General features: G+C 62.8%; 18 protein-coding genes and 1 pseudogene. 10 read left to right on the top strand and 9 right to left on the bottom strand.

Annotated features, from left to right (window positions below):
- Positions 1-31 precede the first annotated feature (31 nt).
- The gene (locus SHTP_RS26430; protein ID WP_338101620.1) at positions 32-928 is read left to right on the top strand and encodes an IS110 family RNA-guided transposase; all 897 of its coding nucleotides are present in this window, start codon (positions 32-34) and stop codon (positions 926-928) included.
- Positions 929-1126: 198 nt separating this feature from the next.
- Here the strand turns inward: SHTP_RS26430 and SHTP_RS26425 are convergent, their stop codons facing one another.
- Both SHTP_RS26425 and SHTP_RS26415 read right to left on the bottom strand, forming a co-directional pair.
- Positions 1127-2461 carry an IS256 family transposase gene (locus tag SHTP_RS26425; RefSeq protein WP_096372463.1) on the bottom strand — a complete coding sequence of 445 codons (1335 nt, stop codon included), beginning with the start codon at positions 2459-2461 and terminating at the stop codon, positions 1127-1129.
- Positions 2462-2592: 131 nt separating this feature from the next.
- Positions 2593-4359: pseudogene (locus SHTP_RS26415) on the bottom strand (IS1634 family transposase).
- Positions 4360-5073: 714 nt separating this feature from the next.
- Here SHTP_RS26415 and SHTP_RS26410 point away from each other — a divergent pair.
- The 4 genes from SHTP_RS26410 (at position 5074) to SHTP_RS26380 (ending at position 10251) form a co-directional block, all read left to right on the top strand.
- Positions 5074-5661, top strand: a complete 588-nt coding sequence (locus tag SHTP_RS26410; RefSeq protein ID WP_096372702.1) for a helix-turn-helix domain-containing protein — start codon at positions 5074-5076, stop codon at positions 5659-5661.
- Positions 5658-6290 carry an RES family NAD+ phosphorylase gene (locus SHTP_RS26405; RefSeq protein WP_096372701.1) on the top strand — a complete coding sequence of 211 codons (633 nt, stop codon included), beginning with the start codon at positions 5658-5660 and terminating at the stop codon, positions 6288-6290. The genes SHTP_RS26410 and SHTP_RS26405 overlap by 4 nt, the downstream gene beginning before the upstream one ends.
- A gap of 1792 nt (positions 6291-8082) precedes the next feature.
- Positions 8083-8508 (top strand): hypothetical protein, encoded by a 426-nt coding sequence (locus SHTP_RS26390; protein ID WP_012552871.1) that lies wholly within the window; start codon positions 8083-8085, stop codon positions 8506-8508.
- Positions 8509-9048: 540 nt separating this feature from the next.
- A complete protein-coding gene (locus SHTP_RS26380) occupies positions 9049-10251 on the top strand; it encodes an ISAs1-like element IS2404/ISMul1 family transposase (RefSeq protein WP_420873064.1) in 1203 nt (400 codons plus the stop codon).
- A 1081-nt stretch (positions 10252-11332) separates the two neighbouring features.
- Here the strand turns inward: SHTP_RS26380 and SHTP_RS26370 are convergent.
- From SHTP_RS26370 to SHTP_RS26345, 5 genes are all read right to left on the bottom strand, one after another.
- Positions 11333-12412: an IS110 family RNA-guided transposase gene (locus SHTP_RS26370; RefSeq protein ID WP_231991893.1), complete on the bottom strand. Its 1080-nt coding sequence runs from the start codon at positions 12410-12412 to the stop codon at positions 11333-11335.
- A 665-nt stretch (positions 12413-13077) separates the two neighbouring features.
- On the bottom strand, positions 13078-13407 hold the full coding sequence (locus SHTP_RS26365; protein WP_012552868.1) for a PLD nuclease N-terminal domain-containing protein: 330 nt from the start codon (positions 13405-13407) through the stop codon (positions 13078-13080).
- A 137-nt stretch (positions 13408-13544) separates the two neighbouring features.
- The gene (locus SHTP_RS26360; RefSeq protein WP_223161413.1) at positions 13545-13955 is read right to left on the bottom strand and encodes a hypothetical protein; all 411 of its coding nucleotides are present in this window, start codon (positions 13953-13955) and stop codon (positions 13545-13547) included.
- Positions 13956-13986: 31 nt separating this feature from the next.
- On the bottom strand, positions 13987-14397 hold the full coding sequence (locus SHTP_RS26355) for a WhiB family transcriptional regulator (protein ID WP_096372697.1): 411 nt from the start codon (positions 14395-14397) through the stop codon (positions 13987-13989).
- A 168-nt stretch (positions 14398-14565) separates the two neighbouring features.
- Positions 14566-15264, bottom strand: a complete 699-nt coding sequence (locus SHTP_RS26345) for a sensor domain-containing protein (protein WP_231991888.1) — start codon at positions 15262-15264, stop codon at positions 14566-14568.
- A 277-nt stretch (positions 15265-15541) separates the two neighbouring features.
- On the opposite strand from SHTP_RS26345, the gene SHTP_RS28120 reads away from it, so the two are divergent.
- The 5 genes from SHTP_RS28120 to SHTP_RS26325 all read left to right on the top strand — a co-directional run bounded on the left by SHTP_RS28120 (position 15542) and on the right by SHTP_RS26325 (position 19093).
- Complete coding sequence (locus SHTP_RS28120) at positions 15542-15754, top strand: hypothetical protein (RefSeq protein ID WP_172900708.1); 213 nt, start codon at positions 15542-15544, stop codon at positions 15752-15754.
- Positions 15755-15974: 220 nt separating this feature from the next.
- On the top strand, positions 15975-17033 hold the full coding sequence (locus tag SHTP_RS26340) for an FHA domain-containing protein (protein ID WP_158420170.1): 1059 nt from the start codon (positions 15975-15977) through the stop codon (positions 17031-17033).
- A gap of 280 nt (positions 17034-17313) precedes the next feature.
- On the top strand, positions 17314-17529 hold the full coding sequence (locus SHTP_RS29575; RefSeq protein ID WP_231991887.1) for a hypothetical protein: 216 nt from the start codon (positions 17314-17316) through the stop codon (positions 17527-17529).
- 71 nt (positions 17530-17600) lie between these two features.
- A complete protein-coding gene (locus tag SHTP_RS26330; RefSeq protein WP_041301143.1) occupies positions 17601-18317 on the top strand; it encodes a hypothetical protein in 717 nt (238 codons plus the stop codon).
- Positions 18314-19093, top strand: a complete 780-nt coding sequence (locus tag SHTP_RS26325) for a hypothetical protein (protein WP_096372694.1) — start codon at positions 18314-18316, stop codon at positions 19091-19093. Before SHTP_RS26330 ends, SHTP_RS26325 begins: the two co-directional genes overlap by 4 nt.
- Positions 19094-19352: 259 nt before the next feature.
- On the opposite strand, the gene SHTP_RS26320 is transcribed toward SHTP_RS26325, so the two are convergent.
- Positions 19353-19892: a DUF7373 family lipoprotein gene (locus tag SHTP_RS26320; protein ID WP_197707003.1), complete on the bottom strand. Its 540-nt coding sequence runs from the start codon at positions 19890-19892 to the stop codon at positions 19353-19355.
- Between the two features lie 368 nt (positions 19893-20260).
- On the bottom strand, positions 20261-20485 hold the full coding sequence (locus SHTP_RS29570; RefSeq protein WP_012552856.1) for a hypothetical protein: 225 nt from the start codon (positions 20483-20485) through the stop codon (positions 20261-20263).
- Positions 20486-20564 lie beyond the last annotated feature (79 nt).

Below are 20564 nucleotides of genomic sequence, written 5' to 3'. Positions count from 1 at the left end.
GCTAACTTCGGCCTAAGGAAAACCCTCCACGATTTCGGGGGAAGCCCAGTCGTTCGTTCCCCCGGAGCCGATCCGGCAACTGCGAGATCTCACCCGTACCCGCACCGCCGTGACGCGGGAACGCACCCGCGAGATCCAGCGCCTGGAGAAACTCCTCGAAGACGCCGGGATCAAACTGTCCTCGGTCGCCGCCGATCTCAACGGCAAGTCGTCACGGGCGATGCTGGAAGCGTTGCTCGCCGGTGAGACCGACACGGCGGTGATGGCCGATCTGGCCGAGAAGCAGTTGCGCAGAAAAATCCCGCAGCTGACCGAAGCCCTCTACGGTCGGTTCACCGCTCATCACGCGTTTTTGGCCCGCATGCACCTGAACTTGATCGACCAGCACACCGCGGCCATCGAGGCACTCACCGAGCGGATCGAGGTGATGATGCAACCCTTTCGCGGCTTCCGGGATCTGATCTGCACCATCCCCGGCATCGGTGGATTCACTGCCGACGTCGTGGTCGCCGAGACCGGAGCCGACATGACCAAATTTCCTACCGCACAACATCTTGCGTCGTGGGCGGGCACGACCCCGGGCAACAACGAATCAGCCGGCAAGGTGAAATCGCGACGCACACGGCCGGGCAACCCCTACCTCCAAGGAGCACTGGGTACCGCGGCGATGCCGATCTCGCACACCCGCGACACCTACCTGGCGGCCAAGTATCGCCGGGTCGCTGCCCGCCGCGGCCCTCTGCGGGCCAACGTCGCCGTGCAACGCGCACTGCTAGTCGCGATCTGGAACATCGCCACCACCAACACCGGCTACCACGATCCCGGAGGGGACTACTTCACCCGGCTCAACCCCCAGAAAGCGCGACACAACGCTGTTCGCCAACTCGAAGCCATGGGCTACCACGTCACCCTCGACCGAGCGTCCTGACCGCTCACCTTCCAAACGCACCTCACGTCAATCTTCTCGTCAGGTCCAAGTGCGATAAGAACGCGTTCGCCGATCCAGCACCAGACCACGTGCCCTCAAGCCGATGCGATCCATCGATCCGCTTCACCACCACCCCTAACCCGAAGTTAGCGGGCCTGGTCGGGTCTGTCTGATTAACGGTGTAAGCGGCGTTTTCGGTTAGGTGGTTTCGCTTCCTGGCATGCGGTCGGCGAAGGTGATCGCGAAGGCGTTCAATGCTGGTTTCCAGCGCATCGTCCATCGCTTCTGTCCGGTTCCGGTTGGATCTAGCGACCGGGTGACCAAGTATAGGCATTTCAGGGCGGACTGCTCGGTGGGGAAATGACCACGCGCCCTGATCGCACGGCGGTAGCGGGCGTTGAGCGATTCAATGGCATTGGTCGAACAAATCACCTTCCTTATCTCGGTGTCGTAGTCCAGGAATGGGATGAACTCATTCCAGGCGTTGCGCCACAATCGAATTGCCGCTGGGTAGCGGTGTCCCCATTCGGTGTCGAAGGCATCTGAGGCTTCGGCGGCCGCAGCAGCGTTGACCGCGGTGTAGATCGGCTTGAGCGCCCGGGCGATCGCGGTGTGGTGCTGGCGGCCGGCGTAGCGGAACGTGCCGCGGATCAAGTGGATGATGCAGGTTTGCACCACGGTGTCGGGGAAGACCGCGCTCACCGAGTCCGGCAGTCCTTTGAGGCCGTCACAGACCAGGAAGAAGATGTCGGCCACGCCGCGGTTTTTCAACTCCGTCAGCACTGCCAGCCAGTACTTGGCCGATTCGCCGTCACCTTCACCGGCCCACATGCCCAGCACGTCACGGTGTCCGGCCAGATCGACCCCGACCGCGGCGTAGACCGGCCGGGGGCCGACTTGGCCGTCGCGGATCTTGACGTGCAGGGCGTCGATGAACACCGCGGCGTATACGCGCTCTAGCGGGCGGGTATGCCAGGCGGTCATCTCCTCGAGAACGCGGTCGGTGATCCGGCTAACGGTGTCCTTGGACACCGCCGCGTCGTAGATGTGGGCGAAATGGGCGCTGATCTCCCCGGTGGTCAACCCGCGGGCATACAGCGACAACACCACCTCAACGACGTCGGTCAACCTACGCTGGCGTTTTTCGACGATCTTCGGCTCGAATGTGCCTGCCCGATCCCGTGGGACATCGATCTCAATGGAACCGCACGCATCAGTGAGCACCGTTTTCGAGCAGGTTCCGTTGCGCGAGTTGCCACTGCCATACCCAGCCCGATCGTGGCGGTCATATCCAAGGTGCTCGGACAGTTCCTCATCCAAAGCGGTCTCAATGACCGTTTTGGTCATCGCCTTGAGCAATCCGCCAGGCCCGGTTAACCCAACGCCGGCCTCGCGGGCCTGGCGCACCAACTCGCGGGCGACTTCTAACTCATCAACATTGCGACTACTGGGAACGTCAATAGCCGCCACGGCGCCGGCCTCATCTTCGTGGTTTTGTGATGGCTGCACAGCCACGACAGTCTTGGTCATCATGCGACCTTTCCGGCCCCGACACACCGGGGCCGATCAGGCCGCTTACACCCTTACCGCGACAGTCCCGCCTGGTCGGGTGGATTTATGAATTGACCTGCGGGTTTTGGGGTTTGGCGGGTTGGCGTTGGTGGCTACGCGGCGCTGGTGAGGGGGATGGTGGTTTCGATGAGGTCAAAGGCGTGTTGTTGGTCGGGGGTGGGGTGGCGAGCATCGGGATCGGGTTGGTGGTGTGGGTGAAGTTGACGTCGTTGCGGGTCAGGGTTGCCAGGTGCTCGAGCAGGCCGCTGAAGCTGCGTAGCGTGGCTCCGTTGGCGTCTTGGTGGCGTGCGGCTTTGGTTTTGGCGGCAGCTGAGCGTTGGGCGGGTGCGACAGGGTTTTCCCGGGCTGGTGGGTTTTCGTCGGTATAGGTCATGGGTGCCCAGGCTTTGCGTAGGTGCCACACCAGGTAGCAGGCGAGCATGGCGATCAGGATGTGGGCTTTGACCCGGTCGTCGAGTCGGTGATGAATGGGGCGTAGGTCCAGGTCGTCGGTTTTGATGCTGCGGAAGTCGCGTTCGACGTTGGCGAGGTTTTTATAGCTGACCACGACTGCGGCGGGGTCAAGCTCGTTGGCGGTGACGCTGGTGCGCAGCACGTAGATCCCATCAAGGGCGGCTTCGGCATCGATCTTGGTTTGGTCACGCGTCACGGTCAGTGTGGTGTCGGTGATGTCGAGATGGAAGTGTTTGGCCATCTTGAACTTTGCCAGTACTTTGCCAACTTTCACCCCGATCCGCCCGGCGCCGGCCAGCCGGCCACAAGCTACTGCGGCGATGATCGGCGCCAGCGCAGCCTCGGTGGCGGTCAGCAATTCGGCACGTTTGCGGGCGCGTTGGGTCGCCAACAGTGGGTTACGACACGCGATGAGTCGTTCGCTGGGATAGTCGGGGTGGGTGATGGTGGCCAGGTCTTGGGTATCGAACAGGCTCAGTTGCAGCGGCCCGTCATCACCGGCGAGCTTGGCGATCGCCGGTGCACGCAGCGCGGTGATCCAGCCGAAACCGGTTGCGGTGTCGGGGTCGTTGTTGAGTTCGCGCAGCGCGGCGATACGCGCGGAGGTGATCATGCCGCGATCACCGACAAGAACCAGCCGGTCCAGCCCGAAGCGCTCACGCACTACCTCGACGATGTCGGTGAACGCGGCCGGGTCAGCGGTGTTACCGGCGAACACCCGTATCGCCACTGGGCGCCCAGCGGGGTCGGTGAGCAGCCCGTACTCGATTTGGGGTAGGCCCTTCTTACCGTCACGGGAATACCCGCGTGCAGCCAGATCGCAGCATTGGCCGGTCATCCACGATGAGGACAAGTCAAACAGCGCCATCCGCGACGGATTGACCGAGGCGGCCAGGTGTTTGGCAGCCAACTGTTTTTCGATCGCGTCTTGACGGGCGAGCAGCCAGTCCATCGCCTCATAGATCTCGCCGGTCGATGCGTTGGTCACGTTCAAATCTTCGCCGAGTGTGGTGTCGGCCCACCAGGCCAGCGTGGCCAGCTTGGAGGCAGGTCGGAGCACCCGCGAGATGATCAACCCCAACACCAGATCGCGGGACCGACACCGCGGCCCCAACAGTGCGGGCAGCCCCAGCGTGCGTGCCATGGCCCCCACCGCGGCCACATGCCCATGGGGCAGTGAACGTGTGATCTCACAGACCGACTCGGGCGCTACCAGCGCCTGGCCCTTGAGGCTGGCCTCGACCACGTCGATAACGTGGGCAGGCAGCTTGGACAGATTCGCCAGGGTCTGGTGTCGAATTTTTGCCGTCGCGATAGCTTCGCCGCACCAGCACCGCCTCGTAGCGGCGCGCGTTGCCCGCCTTATCCACATGCGCACTCGGCGTACAGGCTACGTGCATCGCCATCGGCTTGGCTATACCTGAATAGTATCAACATAACCCAACTACAGATACTAGTGACACACCATTCCTAATGGCTACATATTTGGGCCGAAAACGACCCAAAACTAAAGCTCAACCACTAATTTCGCCTACCTCACAGCCGCTAACTTCGGGCTAGACCGGCTGCCGAAAGCCAACTGTAACTCCCCAAAGCCCCGTCATGCGGGACACCAGCACCGCTACATCTGATTCCCACGGACATGCGCAGGGCCGTGCAACAGAGTGCATTCATCCCCCAAATCGGGACCATAGGCCATAGCGCCGCATTCGCAACGCCAACTAATGTGGCGCCCGCGCGAGCAGGCCACTGAGCCGACGAGAACTCGGCCCGGTACGAGCCGATGACCACGTTCACAAACTTGCGGGGGCCGCACCATCCACGCGCCACTGGTACTGCGGACAAGCTCACCCACACCGGACATACCAAGAGTCTAGGTTTCGCCTCCCACGGGGTACCCCATCCTCGGAGGTCCGATCACCGCCGCTAGCCCTGCGCCGACTCCCCGGTCCAGCCGGGCAGGTCGGTGCATTTCGCCGGGCGGCGCAAATGATCTGGCGCGCAGTCCGGTTCGCTTGTCCGCAATCAGTTCTCCAAGAATGGTGGCGTGAACTGGACACGTGTCGCATCCGATCACAGCCTACAGCACATGACCGCATGGCCGTGCTACACTGTGCGTTATGGGTGGATCGACTGCTCCTGCACTGGGTGCGCTACTCGCTAGACACCAGATTGACCTGACGGTCGAAGAGGTCCTCGACGAACTCGACTCCGGATTTGCGGCCATCCCCGGGGCAGCCACTCTGTCGACGACAGAAGTGGACTTCCTCCGCGCGAACGCCGGACCCGGTACAGCAGCGGTGATCGACGCATGGTCGGCGAGCAACGAACGCCCGGCCCGCGCCCGCATCGCGTTGCAGCAGCTCACCGGTGCGCTCTCAGGATCGGTCAGCATAAAAGAAGCCGCCACGATGCTCGGCGTAGACCGCTCCCGCGTGTCGCGGCGCATCACCGCAAAAGCACTATGGGCCTTCGATCTCCAAGGAAACCGACGCATCCCAAGGTGGCAGTTCCTCGGCAACGAACTGCTTCCCGGCTTGGACGTGATCGTCCCCGCGATAGCGCGGGGCACCACCCCCGCTGTTTTGGATGTGTTCATGCACACCCCGCAACCCGACTTCGACGACCGCACTCCGATCGAGCATCTGGCCGCCGGTGGCGACCCCGCGCTGGTCGCCGGATTCATAGCAGATCTCGCGCGCTGGTGAGCCCACGGCCCAAACCGAAGGCGCCACGAACGCCCCCAGAACAGCTCATCCGGGAACCTGATGACAACATCGACTACAACGGCACGCTGTGGAGGGTCCATCGCACCGAAGGCGAGCACATACTGCCGTGGAACACGCTGCGCACCTTCGGTCCGCTGCCTTCGATGCGCTGGGATCCACACCCGGGCCCTCGGCCCAGCTCGCACGCTGACGGGGTCCTGTACGCCGCCGCCGATGTCGCAACCAGCCTCGCTGAGGTCTACCAAACAACACGCGTGATCGACACCCGCGCCAACGCTCCGACTCTAACCGCCTGGCAACCCCAACGGAGACTGCGTCTGCTCGACTTGTCAGGAACATGGCTGCTCCGCAACACCGCTTCGGCTGCATTGTTGGCCGCACCCCGATCCATATGTCGACGGTGGGCTCGCGCTATCTACACGACCTGGCCTGAACTCGACGGCCTCTACGTCCCGTCGACCATGACCGGGCGCCCTAACATCGTACTGTGGAATGCCGCCGCGGATTCCATACCCACGATGCCATCATTCACCCGCCCCCTCACCCACCCGCTCGTATGGTCGATCGGACAGGCCGCAGCCGCCGAGATCGGCTACCGCATCCAGTGACCGGTAATTTCTTCGGCGCAAGCCCTCGACTACAGCCGGGTGATAGCCGATCCGCCACCACAACGCGTATTCGACCTTCACGCAAGCCCCGGCCAGCACCCGCCGCCACCGGATCCCAACTGGATCGGCCATACGCCTCCGACGTCACTTCGCAGAGTCGGCATCTGCTGCTGCGATGGCGCCTCGCTATTCCGGCGCGGCGACTGGCTACTATCGGATGTGCCATCCGGCCAGCGCGGCGAAAGTGATCCAAGGGCATCCGATAGTGAGGTTCTGGATGCGCATGAGCACTGCAATCGCAACCGCGACGAGGTTTGTCGAAGCGGCGTCTGCGGTTGTTTTTACTGCTGTAATACCTTTGCACCCGAAGAGATCTCGACTTGGATTGGCCCGCCACCAGACGCGACGGCGTTGCTAGCTGAACTGGCTCACACGGCCCTGTGCCCCAGGTGCGGCGTAGATAGTGTTCTCGGTGACAGCTCCGGCTATCCGATCACCAGTGAGTTCCTGGCGAGGATGCGAGCGTACTGGTTCGCACCCAACACATGACCCTAATGTTGCTAGCTGGGGAATTCCGGGACCGTCGTCTTCGTTCTACGCGTTCGAATGTGGCGGCAGTGGGCCGCGCGGGTCTGCATAACGTCGCGGTTGGATAACCACCGGCTGGCCGGGTGGTGCCATCCACATCTATCATTCGTTGGTGCGCTGCATCGCCCAGCGTCCAGCTTAGGTCACTAGGTCACGAGCGCCGCGCTTAGCACGGCCCAGGTCAGCGGCATTTCGTCCGGATGTTGGAGATGACGGACTCACCTCGAAGGGCGCCCGGCGGCCAGGGCAGCCCTGCGGGAGCTCAGCGAAGGGGCCTCCGGCCGTGGAGAGGAAAGCATAAGCACCTACCATCAGGTGGTTTTGCTGGATGCCGACGGCCAGGGTATGTCGCTCGCCGGGGCACTCAACGGTGCTTCACCCTGCCAGGCGGCTGAGATAGTGGGTCAGGGGCTGGCGGGGCATCGACACGCTCAACCATGATATGGCGGTTGTCTTCGATGGGCGGTGTCCAATTGCCGCCCATTATCGACCCGTAGCGGGCGGCGGCGGCCCCACTGAGGTCGGGGGTCTTGCGGTTGACCCGCCACCGCCGGACGCCAGTGATAACGATCGTTCCCATGGCCGCCGCAAGAAAGGTCAGCAGGGAAATCTTCCACACTTCCATCGGCCAAATAAGCTACACCGGCCCAGGCTAGTCTGCCTGAACGGTCGGCAACTCGGCGCACCCGAAATATTCTTGGCGTCGGGGTTTCCCGAGCATCGCCCACAACTCACCCGCAGTACCCTCACGGTTGTAGTCACGGTCGATACATTCAGCTCTATGCCGAAGTCCCCCTGGTGCTGTCGTCGTGATCGTGACCGCCCGCAATGGTGCGTTGCCCCCACAGCACCCGTCGGAAGGGCTCTGGGGCACGTTTCGTCGCTACGAACAGTCTCCTCAACGCCGTACCCAGCAAGCCCGGTACGTCGTCAATGACCCATTCCCGCACTCCCTCAGCGGCTGCGGCATACGCGAGGGGCATCCTTCGACTACTGCTACTACCACCACTTTCCACACCATCATGCTAGAGGGACAATTGGCCGCCCAGCGGGTTAGGTAAACGTAGGTGAATAATCCGAGACGTAACGGAGCAAGTATGTGGGCACGAGTTGCGGTGGCGCCGCCATGGGTGCTGTGGCTGGTGATCGCAGAAACCCAGGGCGGTGGCCCGCCGCCCCTCTACCGCTGGTTACGCGAGTCGGAATGAGCACCGCCGCCGAGATCGTGCACCGCGCCATTCGGGCCAGTGGCCTCGGGGAGCCATGGTGTTCCGGCGCCCAGGAGGAGCCCGACGCCGTCCGAGTCGGCAACCAACTGATGCTGGTCGAAACGGACTGCGCCACAGGCGAGGCGATGCTGACCAAGTATGTTATTGCGGGCGGGGCAGCCACCGCGGTCGAGGTGATCGCGCATGACTATGGCAACGCGGTGCGGAGGCTCACGTCGTGGCTGAGGGAAGCTGGGCAACCGATGGTGTGGACGCGTGAAAACCCTGGCCTGTACCGATCCGGTAAGTATCTCGTCGGGCAGCTCGACACCGGCGAATGGTTCGCCGAAGGCCCGGGGGTCGATCAGGTCTATGACTTCAAAGCAGCGGCTCAAGAGGCCTGCGACGCCGCAAGGGAATGAGATCCTCAGAGCGCGTTCGAATCATCATCGGCTGTCGGTCGGCTGGGAGGTACGTTAAGCGCTAGCGGCAAACTCTGCAACGCCGTAACTATACAACGTATCGTTGTATAGTTACGGCGTGAATGCCTGCCTGGTCGCCTGGACACCGGGCGGTGCAATGAAATCTGTCAAGCGATCGTAGGAGAAGAATAGGGGGCATGGCCCATGGGATTGCTCGATGACAACGAGACCAAAACTCCAACGCAGCCACACTTTACAATCACTATGGCAAACGGAAAGACCTGGACAACGCCACTCACGGAGCCATATAGGTACAGCATCGATGCCGGCGTTCTGGCCGTATTCAAGGTCGATGCCGACGGTAACCGGCTTCCGGGCGCCCGCTACTACAGCCCGACAGGGCTCCGGCGTTGTTGATTAGCAGGCTTGTGAGCTGGGTTGATGATCTTTGGTGCCGCGCTATTGGGGCCGGAGTGTAGGCACGGGCTATCTGGAGAACGATCGAGTTGGTTACTGTTCGTCGTTGGTCTGGAGTTGCCCGTGCCTACCGTTTCAGTATTGCCTGTGTCGTCGGTTCCAGAGGTGTTCGACCGCTGGAGTCCTGGTGAGCGCAGCGAGCTCATCGGATCGGAGTTTTTCGATGTGTTGGCCTCGGTGCCAGACCCGAGGGACCCACGCGGTCGGAGGTATTCGCTGATGGCTTTGTTGGCGATCGCGGTTCTGGCCACTGCCGCGGGGATGCGCGGCTATGCTGGTTTTGCCACATGGGCGGCCACCGCTCCCGATGATGTGTTGGCCCAATTAGGGGTCCGGTTCCGGCGGCCCAGTGAGAAGACCTTCCGCGCTGTTTTGTCTCGGCTAGACCCCGCCGACCTCAACGCCAGGATGGGCAGTTACTTCACTGCACACGTGGCCAGCAGCGACCCCAGTGGATTGGTGCCGATCGCGTTGGACGGCAAGATGCTGCGTGGTGCTTTACGCGCCAAAGCGACAGCCACGCATCTCGTGTCGGTGTTCGCCCACCGTGCCCGATTGGTGCTCGGTCAACTCGCTGTCGCCGAGAAAAGCAATGAAATTCCCTGCGTACGTGCCCTGCTCACGCTGCTGCCGGGTAGCTTGCGGTGGCTGGTCACCGTGGATGCGATGCATACCCAGGTCGTCACCGCGAAGTTGATCTGCGCCACCTTGAAGTCGCACTACCTGATGATCGTCAAGTCCAACCAAGCCAAAATACTTGCGCGTATCACCGCGCTGCCCTGGGCCGAGGTGCCCGCAGCCGCTACCGACGACTCCCGCGGCCACGGCCGTGTCGAGACCCGCACCCTGCAAATCATCACCGCTGCACGAGGAATCGGCTTCCCCTACGCAAAACAAATCATCCGGATCACTCGTGAACGCTTGATCACCGCCACCGACCAGCGCAGCGTGGAGGTGGTCTATGCCATCTGCAGCCTGCCGTTCGAGCACGCCCGCCCTACCGCGATCATGACCTGGATGCGTCAACACTGGGGAATCGAGAACAGCCTGCACTGGATACGCGACGTCACCTTCGACGAAGACCGTCAAAGGGCACATACCGGAAACGACGCACAGGTCCTAGCAACGCTACGCAACACCGCGATCAATCTGCACCGCCTCAACGGCGCCGACAACATCGCCGAAGCCTGCCGGATCACCGCTTTGACCGCCAACCGCCGCCTAGACCTCCTCAATCCACAATTCCCCAGCTCACAAGCCTGCTAATCAACAACGCCGGAGCCCTGTACAGCCCGACTGCCTGGATCGATTTGAGGGAACACGAACCCCGCGACAGGAAATCGCCCTTCCGCTTCACCGCTGCGAACGGGTAACACGGGTAACACTTGCGATGACGGACGAGCACTGCTGGTCTCTCGCAGCTATCCCGGCAACTCCGGTGGCCGCGCCGTCGCATGGGTCGACTCCTGCGAGCCACGGCGAAACGCGGAACTACTCGAAAAGGTTCATCGTGCAGACAATGACGCAGCCAGAACCCGACAGGAAGAATCCCAGCATGACCAATACCGCGGCTCGACACCGCTGAGGAGTGGCCCGGATATGCCTTTCTATTGGATCCCAGTTGCCGACGCCCCCTTCCCACATGCAATGCGCAGAAACCACACCTGCCCATTCGCCCTAGAAAACGTTCGCCGGCACTTTCGAGAGTTCGGGTGGACACCAGGGCAAGACACCTACCGTGAGCTATACGCCAACCCGGATTTCCAGCGCCGAGCGCGCGACTGTAGCGCCCACCAAGGTAGCTGGCTGGTGGCCCTACCGGCTGTTGAGTCTGTGCTGACCTGTACGCCGGCATCCACGGCCCCGGACGAAATCGGGTTACTCGCGAAGAACAGTCCGGTAATCTCTGCGCTCAACAACTCCGACCGCAACCTGGCACTGAGTCTGCTTGATTCGCTAGACCCAATCCGGATTTTCCGCACTCACGACGGTACGTGGTTGTCGAACGGCCAGCATCGGATCTGCGCAGCGCGCATCGCTGGCGTATCGCATATTCCTGTTTGGTGGAAGTTCGGTGTTAGACCACCCGACGGCGCCAAACCAGCGCAGCCAACTCCGCTGTCGCCCGGTTGATTTCACGCGGAATCTGTGCCAACACCGCCGATGCGGGAACATCGCTTTGTCCTTGTCTGATCGTTGCCCTCGCTTCTTGATCGGTTCGCAAAATGGATTGTGCCGATTTCAGCGACTTTCAGCGAACAAGCATTGCTGACGCCGAGACCCCGCTGGCTAACGTCGTTGTGAAAACCGAAGAGCGCAGTCGGCCACATCTGCACCACGTAATCGACTATGCGCCAAAGACTTCCACATGATTATGCTCCTTGGGTAACTGTTTGGCCCAGTTGGCTTGAGCGGTGCGCATGTGACCGAAGACGATGCGGGCGATGCGGCGCTCCATACGGCGCAGCGCCTGAGCGTGGGTATCGCCGAATTCGCGACGCTTGCGGTAGTAGGTCGCGTCTGGCTCGCCGCTGTTGAAACGGATCTGAGTTATGGCGATCCGATACAACGCGTTATTGAGTTGCCGATTACCTACCTTGACTGCCCGCAAACGCACCGGATTTGTTCCCGACCAATGTGGAATGGGGGTCACCCCGGCATGGCGGGCGAAGGCGGCTTCGTTGCGGAATCGTGAAACGCCGGCGGTCTCGCCGATCAGCTTGGCGGCGGTCAGCTCTCCGCACCCGTAAATGCCGAGCAGTGACGGTGCCGCTACGCGTACCGCCGCGCCAATGCGAGCATCGAGGGTCTTGATGTCCTTGGTCACAGCGGTGATGTCGCCCAGCTCGTCGCGAGCCAGTTCGGCCACTAATCCGACTTGAGTGATCAGGCAGCTACCCAACGCCTCTTGGTTTTTGAAATTGCTCAAGGAAGCGGGCGGAGGAGCATGAGATGGGTCGAGTTCATGCACGCGCCACAGCAACCGATTCGTCACTGCGGTGCGATGCGCCACAAGGTCATCGCGACGATCCACCAACAACTTGAATTGCCGCGAGATCTCGTCGTGACAGGCCACCGGCAAGTCGGGTTCGCGCAGTACCGCTCGTGCCACTGCGAGAGCGTCGATAGGGTCTGATTTGCCGCGGGCCCGACCCGAGGACCGAACCCGGGCCATCAGGTGCGGCGGCACCCGGACGACTTGTTGACCGGAATCGAGCAAATCTCGTTCTAGTCGCCACGACAAGTTGCGGCAATCTTCGATACCCCACACCACATCGTGACCACCGATGCGACGGGCCCAATCGAGCGCTTTGAGGTGACCGGCGGTGGCGGCTTGGATCGACAGCTCGCTAAGTTTGCGACCGCCGGCATCGACTCCGACCAACGTGTGAGTCGCTTTGTGGGTATCAACACCAATAACGACCATCAGTGCCTCGTTCTCACGGTCGGCCAAACGGCATCTCATCAGCGCCGCTGCGGGGCCCCAGTGCATGGAGTCGGCACCACTTCGGAACAGCCAGCCGCTACGGCGGCACGTCCAGGCTGAGCCAAACCCCGGGCACTGGGGTTTGGCCAGCGCAGCGCACGACGATCGTTGCCCTGGCGAACGACTACCGCCCTCCGCCACACCGGCCCGCCCCCGGCCGACGCCGGCACTACCAACAAACAGCGCAACCCAAAACCAAGGTGGCACTACTCCATTAAGCACGACGCGCAGCCATCGGGGGCGGCATCATTCTAACCTAGGAAGCAGGCGAATTGGGATGCTCGACGTCTGCCACGAGCAGCCGGATGAGATGGGTGGCGTTTCCGTTTGGGGCGTGGGTGCGTCGGGTTCGGCGATCACGGCGGCAGGTTTGGTTTGGAAGTATGCGCTGTTGTTGCTGCGTTCGTTGACGTTGGCGATTCGATGCGGCGTTGAGTGCCTGGCTTCGCATTTATGCCAAGACCATCCCCCGCGTAGGCTTGCCTACCCTTGGCGCACGCACTGAAGGCTGGATGGTGACCACCGGGCGGCGCTAAACCAGCGCAGTCAGTTTCGCGGTTGCCCGTCTGATTTCACGCGGAATCTGCGCCAGCTGCAGTTGAGGGTTACTCAGAATTGTCGGACTTGGCGAGATCCCCCTGCGATGAGCGGAGCTTCTGTGTTGTGCGGTAGATAAACCACGCGCAGGCTCCGACCACAGGTAGACACGACACCAGCAGCAGCAGCCACCGCGTTCGGTGATCGCGCCGGACCTTCGTGATATCGACCATGGCCCACGCCGCCATCATGATCCACACCGCCAATGCAGGAACACCGAACACCAGCATGGTCAGCCCATGATTGAGGTCGTTGCATATCGGCGCAGACGACAGTCGTGCACACTCGCTGATCCCTGACTCCTGCGGAATCGGCACCGACAGGCCCATGCATTCCATTCTGACACCACTGAATCGACAGAGCCTCACTGAGCGTAGCGTCGTCGCGGGCGCCGCACGGAGGTCCTGCAACGACGCCCGCGGGACGGCTTCGATGGCCGATGCCCTGTCTGGGGGCAGGCGTGACCGGGGCCGGTTCAGTTGTCCCGCTGGCAGATTCCGTGCAAGCAAGTTGCAATGTATGGCCCTGCCAGATACACGCCCGCTGCTAGCGGGAGGCCCAGCCACACCCACCCCATCCGAATTCTGTTGTTTAGGACCACGATCAATAGCGTGACTAGAGCACCTGCCGCGGCCGAAACCAGAGCGATCGCTGGTTGCAGCATCGCAAAGTGCTGGCCCTCGACGGTGCAGGAGTCGATGCCGAAAACGATATTGTCGCCATCGTTGCTGTGACAGCCGGCCCCGATTTGCGTTGCGGCAATGGCCCACAGTTGCGTGATCGCCATGGCAGGTACAGAGAGGACAACTATCACGATCAGATAGATTTGCGCTTGCAGCATCGAGCGGCCGCCCTTGGCGGCGCGTGGTTGGGTAGGCTTGGGCACGTCGCCTAGAATCCGGGTGGCCGCAGAGATGTTAGGCACTGGCTCGCTCCGCGAGTTCCGGTGAATGCACGCGGTGGCGGTCGACTCGTTGGCCGGGGCCGGGTTGACGCTGGGTGGCCGCGAAGTGCACGGCCTTTCCAATGAGCAGCGAGCGGATGCGTTGCTGGGCGGGTTGGTGTCGGTAGTGCTCGATAACTCGACGCAGGCGTGCACGGGCCTGTTCCAGAGCATCGGTGTGACGTGAACCGGGCATGACCACCGTTACCCAGACACCGTCGGTGACTTGCAGCCGAAGAGCCCTCTCGGCGCAGCTGACGATGATCGGGCAGTTCGCACAGATCGCAGCCGCTTTTCGATTGGAACTGTAGCCGCTGAACCACTTGTCTTCGTCGTCATACACGCAAAGGCCGACACCGAGTTTTACGGGGTTCGCCGCGATCATAGCGAGCACCATCCTTGAAATAGGGGCGTGATCGGCACGACAGGCAGAGATAGGACAGCCATCACGATCACATCGGTTTGCGGTTGCAGCACCGGGCGGCAACCTTCTCCGGCGCGTGGCTCGGTCGGCTTGCGCTCAAGATGTTGGTCATTCCCGAGGGATTGTGAGTCAGTGGACATTTTGGGCGACTTTCTTGGCGATTGCGGTGGCTTGATGGGTGATGTCGGCACCGCATACCTCAATGTCGATGACGATGTTGTTGCGTGCGGTCAATGCGTGCTGGCAGGCCCAGCCTCGAGCGCCTTCTTGGTTCATCAACGCGGTGAGCATGCCGTCGTGGTTGTCGACGGTGGCGACAAACCAAGTCTGGGCCGGGTAGCTGGTGGCGGTGGTGGTTATGGATCGGCCGTTGCAGCGTTGCCAGCTGTGGGCTTCTTGGGCAACCATTTTGGTGGCGGTGCGTGCTGAGGGATAGCTGATTACCGATTCGTAGACGACGTGTTGTCGGGTGGTGTTGTCACGCAGGGATTGGGTTTGCGCTGCGACCCATCCGCTGCCGTCGTAGACCTGTTTGCTGGCGTTGACCAACACTCCGCCGCATGCCGGGTGGTCGGTGGTGTCGGTGAACAACTTCGTCGTCGTGTGCTTTGGGTCCACCGCTAGTTCTCCGGAGTTCATCAGCGCGTTGATGGTGTCTGTGTCGAGCAGCAGCCCTGCCAGGGCCGCCGGCGCGATGGGCGGGGGCGGGGGCGGGGTCGTCGTAGTGGACGGTGGCTGTGCTGAGACAGTCGGTGTGGTGTGGGTGAGGGCGGCGCCGGGTTTGGTTGATCCGCCGACGGTGGTGATGAGCACTATCAGCGCGATCACTGCGAGCGCTGCGCCGACTACTGCGGCGGCGATGCGTGCTGACGCGCGATGCGGGGCAGTGTTTGGTGTGGCCGGTGGATACGGCCAGCCTGGAGCCCGACCAAAACCGGGTTGAAAGGCCATGGGTGGTGGGGCCCACGAATACCGTGCCTCCGGCGTTTGCGGGTTGGTCGGCCTCGGCTGCCCCATCGTGGTGATGGGTGGACCCCACGGATCCACCGGGGTGGGTCCGGTTGAGGGCCGCGCACCCCATGTGTGACTGGGCATCGTGGGCTCGGTGTCGACCGACATTGTGATCATCATCCTGGGCGCTAATCCGAATGTGATACCGAGCATCAAAGCACATTCAATCGATGCATGCAACGATTCCGAATCTATGCGGCAGCGAGTGGTTCCCCGGCGTGCGCGCCGCGCCCACGCCACGTCGCGGGTGGCCAATCGGGATAACAATCCCGGCTTTCAGCCCAACACCGACGGCAAAAATGCGTAATAAGCAGTGCTTTTAGGCGCACGAGGGAAATAGAGAATGCCGTCCGATCGGGCGGCCGCACGGGCTCATCGGGCATCGGCGACCCACTAGTCCCGAAGATGCATCGGACATCGAGTCGCTGCACCGCATCGATTGAATGCTTTGTTTGTGGTAGCTTGAATCGATGCAATCAGGCAGGCGGGGAGGCGACATGCAACAGCCCACAGAGCACACGACGCCAATGGATTCTTTGGCCCCGCCCGCGCTGGTGATTAAGACACCACACCAAGCCTTTACCGCTCATGCGGCCCAAGGGCCGGTCGTGATCGGCCGCGACGCTCCGGCCCAGGTTCGCATCCCCGACGAGCGGATTTCGCGCACCCACGTTCGGGTGACCTACACCTCGACGGGCTGGGTTGCCGTCGACATGAGCAGCAACGGCACCTTTGTCAACGGTGTCCAACAGGCCACCATTCCGATCACCGATGGACTGACGATCCATCTCGGACACCCCCTGGAAGGGATTGCGATCTCCTTCAGCTATACCAATGCACCGCCGCTGGCTGTCGACGATGCCACCGAACACATCGAAGACACCAGTGATCCCAAGATGGTGCGCGTGGGCGCCGAGATCGCGGCGCGACGCGAAGAACTTGGACTGCCCAAGCGTGAACTGGACAGACGCGGAGTCGTCGGGCAGGCCACCATGACCGATATTGAGAAAGGTCGGCGCTTTCCCCGCCCCTTCACCCGCGACAAGATCGAGGCGGTACTGGGCTGGCCGCGCGGGCACATCATGTGGCTCTATGAGCAAGATATCCAGCCCGACGAAGAGCGCACCCACGTCTTGACCGCCACCACTCCGGTACCGGAGATAACCGGAGCCACCAAGATGGCGCTCAAGGGATTCACCGCGGCGGCCGATTCGCTGCCGCCAGAAGATGACCCCGCTTTCACCGACCGTGTTGGTGCGTTGTTGGCCGACCTACGCGAGCTCGAAGGTGTCGCAGCCAGCGCGACGCACAGCGCCCACGGCACATCTGCGGCAGCGTTGGTGCTCTCTGACGTTCGCAAGCTGTACAAGGCGTTGATGTTGCGCGCGGCCGGGGCGCCCGGCGCCACGCTCGGTCAGCGGTTCTATGCAGCCCGATACCGCGCCGAACTGACCACGCAGGACGCCGCCGCCGCCGCGGGCCTGCCCGTAGCGATCATCGAGGCGGCCGAAGCCGACGCGCCCCTTGACCCCGCTGCCACCGCCGCCGTGCAAGCACTGCTGACATCACTGCTGAGTCAGCGCTGACCAACCCGGCCACGTCCGAAACGAAAACCCTAAGGGGGGCAACATGTCACATCCGTACACCAACGCGCAGCCGCACCACTACCCCTACCCGAACCCTCAGCACCCGCACCCCTACCCCTACCCCCAGCGTCCTGCGTATCCGCCGCCGCCACAGGTTGGCTACTACCCCCCGCACGCCGCGGCGCCGTGGACGCCGCAGCCGACCGCTCCATCAGTGCTCGCCGCGTCGGACCACCAGCCACTCTTCTCTGTCCGAGTGACTAAACACACTGGGCTCGTAGTGGCTTTCTACCAGAAGAGCTACACCGTCTCGGGCACATTCGCCCAATGCGAAACCGCCCTGCGCGAAGCCCAACAGCACAATCTCGTCGTCGGGTGGTGGGGAGTCGCATCGCTTGTTCTGTGGAACTGGATCGCGATTACCAACAACCACAGCGCCCGAAAAGCGTTGCACCGCGCTGCCGCTGACCGTGGCTACAACACAGGTGGGACGTGATGATGGCCGCGTCACCCGATCCGCGGTCAACTGCTGTCCGGCGACGGGGTTCGCAGCGAGGGCTAGCTGCGGTGGCGCTGGCCACCGTCGGTGTATGCGGGCTGCTGCTGCTGATGGTTCCACCGCCGTCAGTGAACAGCCTGCTATCCCGGTCGAATTGGGAGCTGGCGACGGCGTTGCCCGCTATTGACGCGTTCCCGGCCGACTGGAACTACGACCTGTGGAGCGACATTGTGCAGCCGACCCCGGCCGCCACGACCGGATCCGGGCCGTTGACAACGCGCGGTTCGGTGTCGCAGTCCGTGCCGGCGGGGTGCGGCGACGTTCCCACATTGGTTGGGCTGTACGACGGCGTGTCACGCTCGGCGGCAATGGTTCATGTCGACCTCCGCACCGACGAGATCGCCAAAGCCATCCTTGCCTCGTCGGACGAACCCGAGCCCAACGCCCGGTTTGTGATCTGGCGAAAGCCCAACGGAGCGCAACTCATCGCCGACTACCTGGGCTGGATCGGCCGCTGCGGCTCCTACCGCGTCACCAGTCCCCCACCGGACAACCACACCACCACGGTCACGACAACGGTCTCCGTCGAATCGGTGACCGGTACCGATGCCGCGGTGATCGCCACCCGGTCATCGATCAGCTCCGAGGATTCGCAGACCTATCACGTCATGTTCTATGCGCTGCGTGGCGTGGTGCTGGAGTGCGCCACGAATCTCACCGGCGACCAGGTCGACATGGTGCGCCGACTCGCCGACCAGACGCTGCACAGGCTGCACACCTTATGACCGACAACCGCTCGGGCCGGGCACAACTGGTCACCGCCATGCTCGCCGTGCTCGTGATGATGATCGCGATCACGCTAACCGCCTACGCCGTCGGTGCTCGCTGGCCAGCCCACCCGCGCCAGCATCGGCTGGCGCCTGGGCTGGCTGCGCTCAGCGGTGAACGTCTAGCTGAGCTGCTACCAGTGCAGACCGATCTCCCGCCGGGGTGGACACGATACGACGACCCGTACCGCAGGACTCCCGCCGCCGGCTTCGGCTATCACCGGTATCACTCCAACGGCGTCGATTGGGGCTACCAGCCGGCCGAATGTATCGATGTCCGGTACGGCAACGGGCACGTGACGCCCTCCCCCGCAGCTGAATTCGCACAATATGCGCCTGGTCACCCGACCGAGGTCCACCAGGTCGCCGACCTCCAGATCCAGATCAGCCGGGAATTCAACCCAGCCCTGTTCACCGACATGCTCGCCCAGGTCTCACGGTGTCGGCGGTTCATCGCCCGCCAGCCTTTCGGCACCGCCCGCTTTACGGTGCGTGTCCTTGAGGACTCGCATCCCTTGCACGGGCCGCACCGCTTCCGCTATGCAGTGACGGTCACCTACAGCGACGACGACCTGCTGCCCAGTGAAACACGCTATGTCTCCTACGCTCGCACATCCAGACTCGTCGTCGCGGCCTCGGATAGCTCCGGGAACCCCCAACTCCTCGACACCGTTTTCGACAAGGCGCTGCACCAGATCTGCACCCGGGCTACCGAGAGCAGGCAGCGGTGTTGATCTCGGGCTTGTGGGCACGACTTGTCGTGGCGCCATGGTGAGTGCGGGTGCTGGCGAATGGGCTCGCCCTGGCCGGCATCGCTGTGGTGTTCACGATTGGCTTCGTTGCGCACTTTGTGTCCCAAACCAACTGGGCGTGGGCCACTGCGGCCGCGGGGGCGACCGGTGTTGGCTACGGGGCACTCATCACGTCCGTCAGGGGTCCCATCCACCTGCGCTTTGCCGCCACGGTGGCTGGGCTCACCGTGCAGCAACGAGGTCAGGCCCTCACGGCGTTGCGTCGCGGTGATGTGCCGTCGGATCCGCGCGTTGTTGCCGCGGCCAGCCGCTTGGGTGCCCTGGCTCCCGCCATGGCGGCCGCGGCCGCGGCAGCATCGGCGGGGCTGGCGAAACGTAGCACCGCATTGTCCAAGATCTTCGGCTTGTTTCGTGGTGCCGGCTGACCCGCTGGCGGCGGCACCGAGGCTCGCCCACTGGTGAAACCGAGCAGAAAATCATGCCGCGCAGCATCTGCGGCCAGCGCGGCGCCGAACACCAGCACCGAAAGCGACCCCAGTGTCGGCAGCACGGTCGTGGGTGCTTGCTCGCCGCGCACGCTTATGAGGGCGGGGTCCACCTCCCACGGGCCCACCACAGCATTGGCCATTCGCACGGCTTCTAGGCGACGCCCGGCGTTCTCGTTGGCCGCCGTGCCCAGCGGTGGGCGTGGCTTGCGGGGGTAGTTACCCGGGTCAAGCAGCGCCACGTTGGCCTCCGGGGGCACCGGCCCGCCGGACTTCACCGCAGTGCCAGCCACCATGCTCGTACAACCGGCGATGCAGGTGACAACCACGCTTGCGGCGACGAGGCAAAAGGGGGTTGCGCGCGCGCCAGGAGTGGGGCTTTGGACCGTTGTTGACCTTCACCGGTGCGCTCGGCTGGTCGCGGACGCTTTTTTTGGGGGGCTAGCTTCAAGACCTCGGCAAGAACCGGTCTGCGGAGTTGTTGAGCCAGCGCAGCAGATTCATACGGTCGACTCCGATCTGTCGAGCTACCGAGCACTCTGAGTGCCCGTCGGCGGTCGCCATGATCGCGATCGGGCGCAAGCGCAGAATCCATCCACGGGTAACGCTGGAGCATATGAAGTCGCCGTAGCCGTTCAGCACGCACGCTACGTTCCTTGGCGGTTCAGGAAAGTTCGGTTGGCTTGTGAAGGTCGGTCCGGGCGCCTTGGCCGGGCCGCTGTGCTTGCGCGATCGTATCGGGTAGCCAGCCGTACTTGCGCCGGCGGGCGTTAAGGCCAATTACCGCGTCGGCCTCGGGCAGCCGGCCGTCGTGGTGGTAGCGACGTACGGTTCCAGGCTCGACGCCCCACTCGTCGGCGATGTCGCCAAGGTCCATGTACTCGTCCACGCCGACACTTTACAGCATCACGTTGCACCTTACAACGTTATATTGCATAGTTGTGGCATGCGAAGTCACATATTGCAGC

The organism is Mycobacterium ulcerans subsp. shinshuense, from assembly GCF_002355775.1.
In the GTDB taxonomy this organism is placed as follows: domain Bacteria; phylum Actinomycetota; class Actinomycetes; order Mycobacteriales; family Mycobacteriaceae; genus Mycobacterium; species Mycobacterium marinum.
This window is presented reverse-complemented; position numbering and strand designations above follow the sequence as displayed.

Coding starts and splice junctions, on each gene's coding strand:
- SHTP_RS26425 (WP_096372463.1), bottom strand. CDS start 2,461: ATGATGACCAAGACTGTCGTGGCTGTGCAGCCATCACAAAACCACGAA.
- SHTP_RS26410 (WP_096372702.1), top strand. CDS start 5,074: ATGGGTGGATCGACTGCTCCTGCACTGGGTGCGCTACTCGCTAGACAC.
- SHTP_RS26390 (WP_012552871.1), top strand. CDS start 8,083: ATGAGCACCGCCGCCGAGATCGTGCACCGCGCCATTCGGGCCAGTGGC.
- SHTP_RS26370 (WP_231991893.1), bottom strand. CDS start 12,412: ATGGTCGTTATTGGTGTTGATACCCACAAAGCGACTCACACGTTGGTC.
- SHTP_RS26365 (WP_012552868.1), bottom strand. CDS start 13,407: ATGGAATGCATGGGCCTGTCGGTGCCGATTCCGCAGGAGTCAGGGATC.
- SHTP_RS26355 (WP_096372697.1), bottom strand. CDS start 14,397: ATGATCGCGGCGAACCCCGTAAAACTCGGTGTCGGCCTTTGCGTGTAT.
- SHTP_RS26340 (WP_158420170.1), top strand. CDS start 15,975: ATGGATTCTTTGGCCCCGCCCGCGCTGGTGATTAAGACACCACACCAA.
- SHTP_RS26325 (WP_096372694.1), top strand. CDS start 18,314: ATGACCGACAACCGCTCGGGCCGGGCACAACTGGTCACCGCCATGCTC.
- SHTP_RS26320 (WP_197707003.1), bottom strand. CDS start 19,892: ATGGTGGCTGGCACTGCGGTGAAGTCCGGCGGGCCGGTGCCCCCGGAG.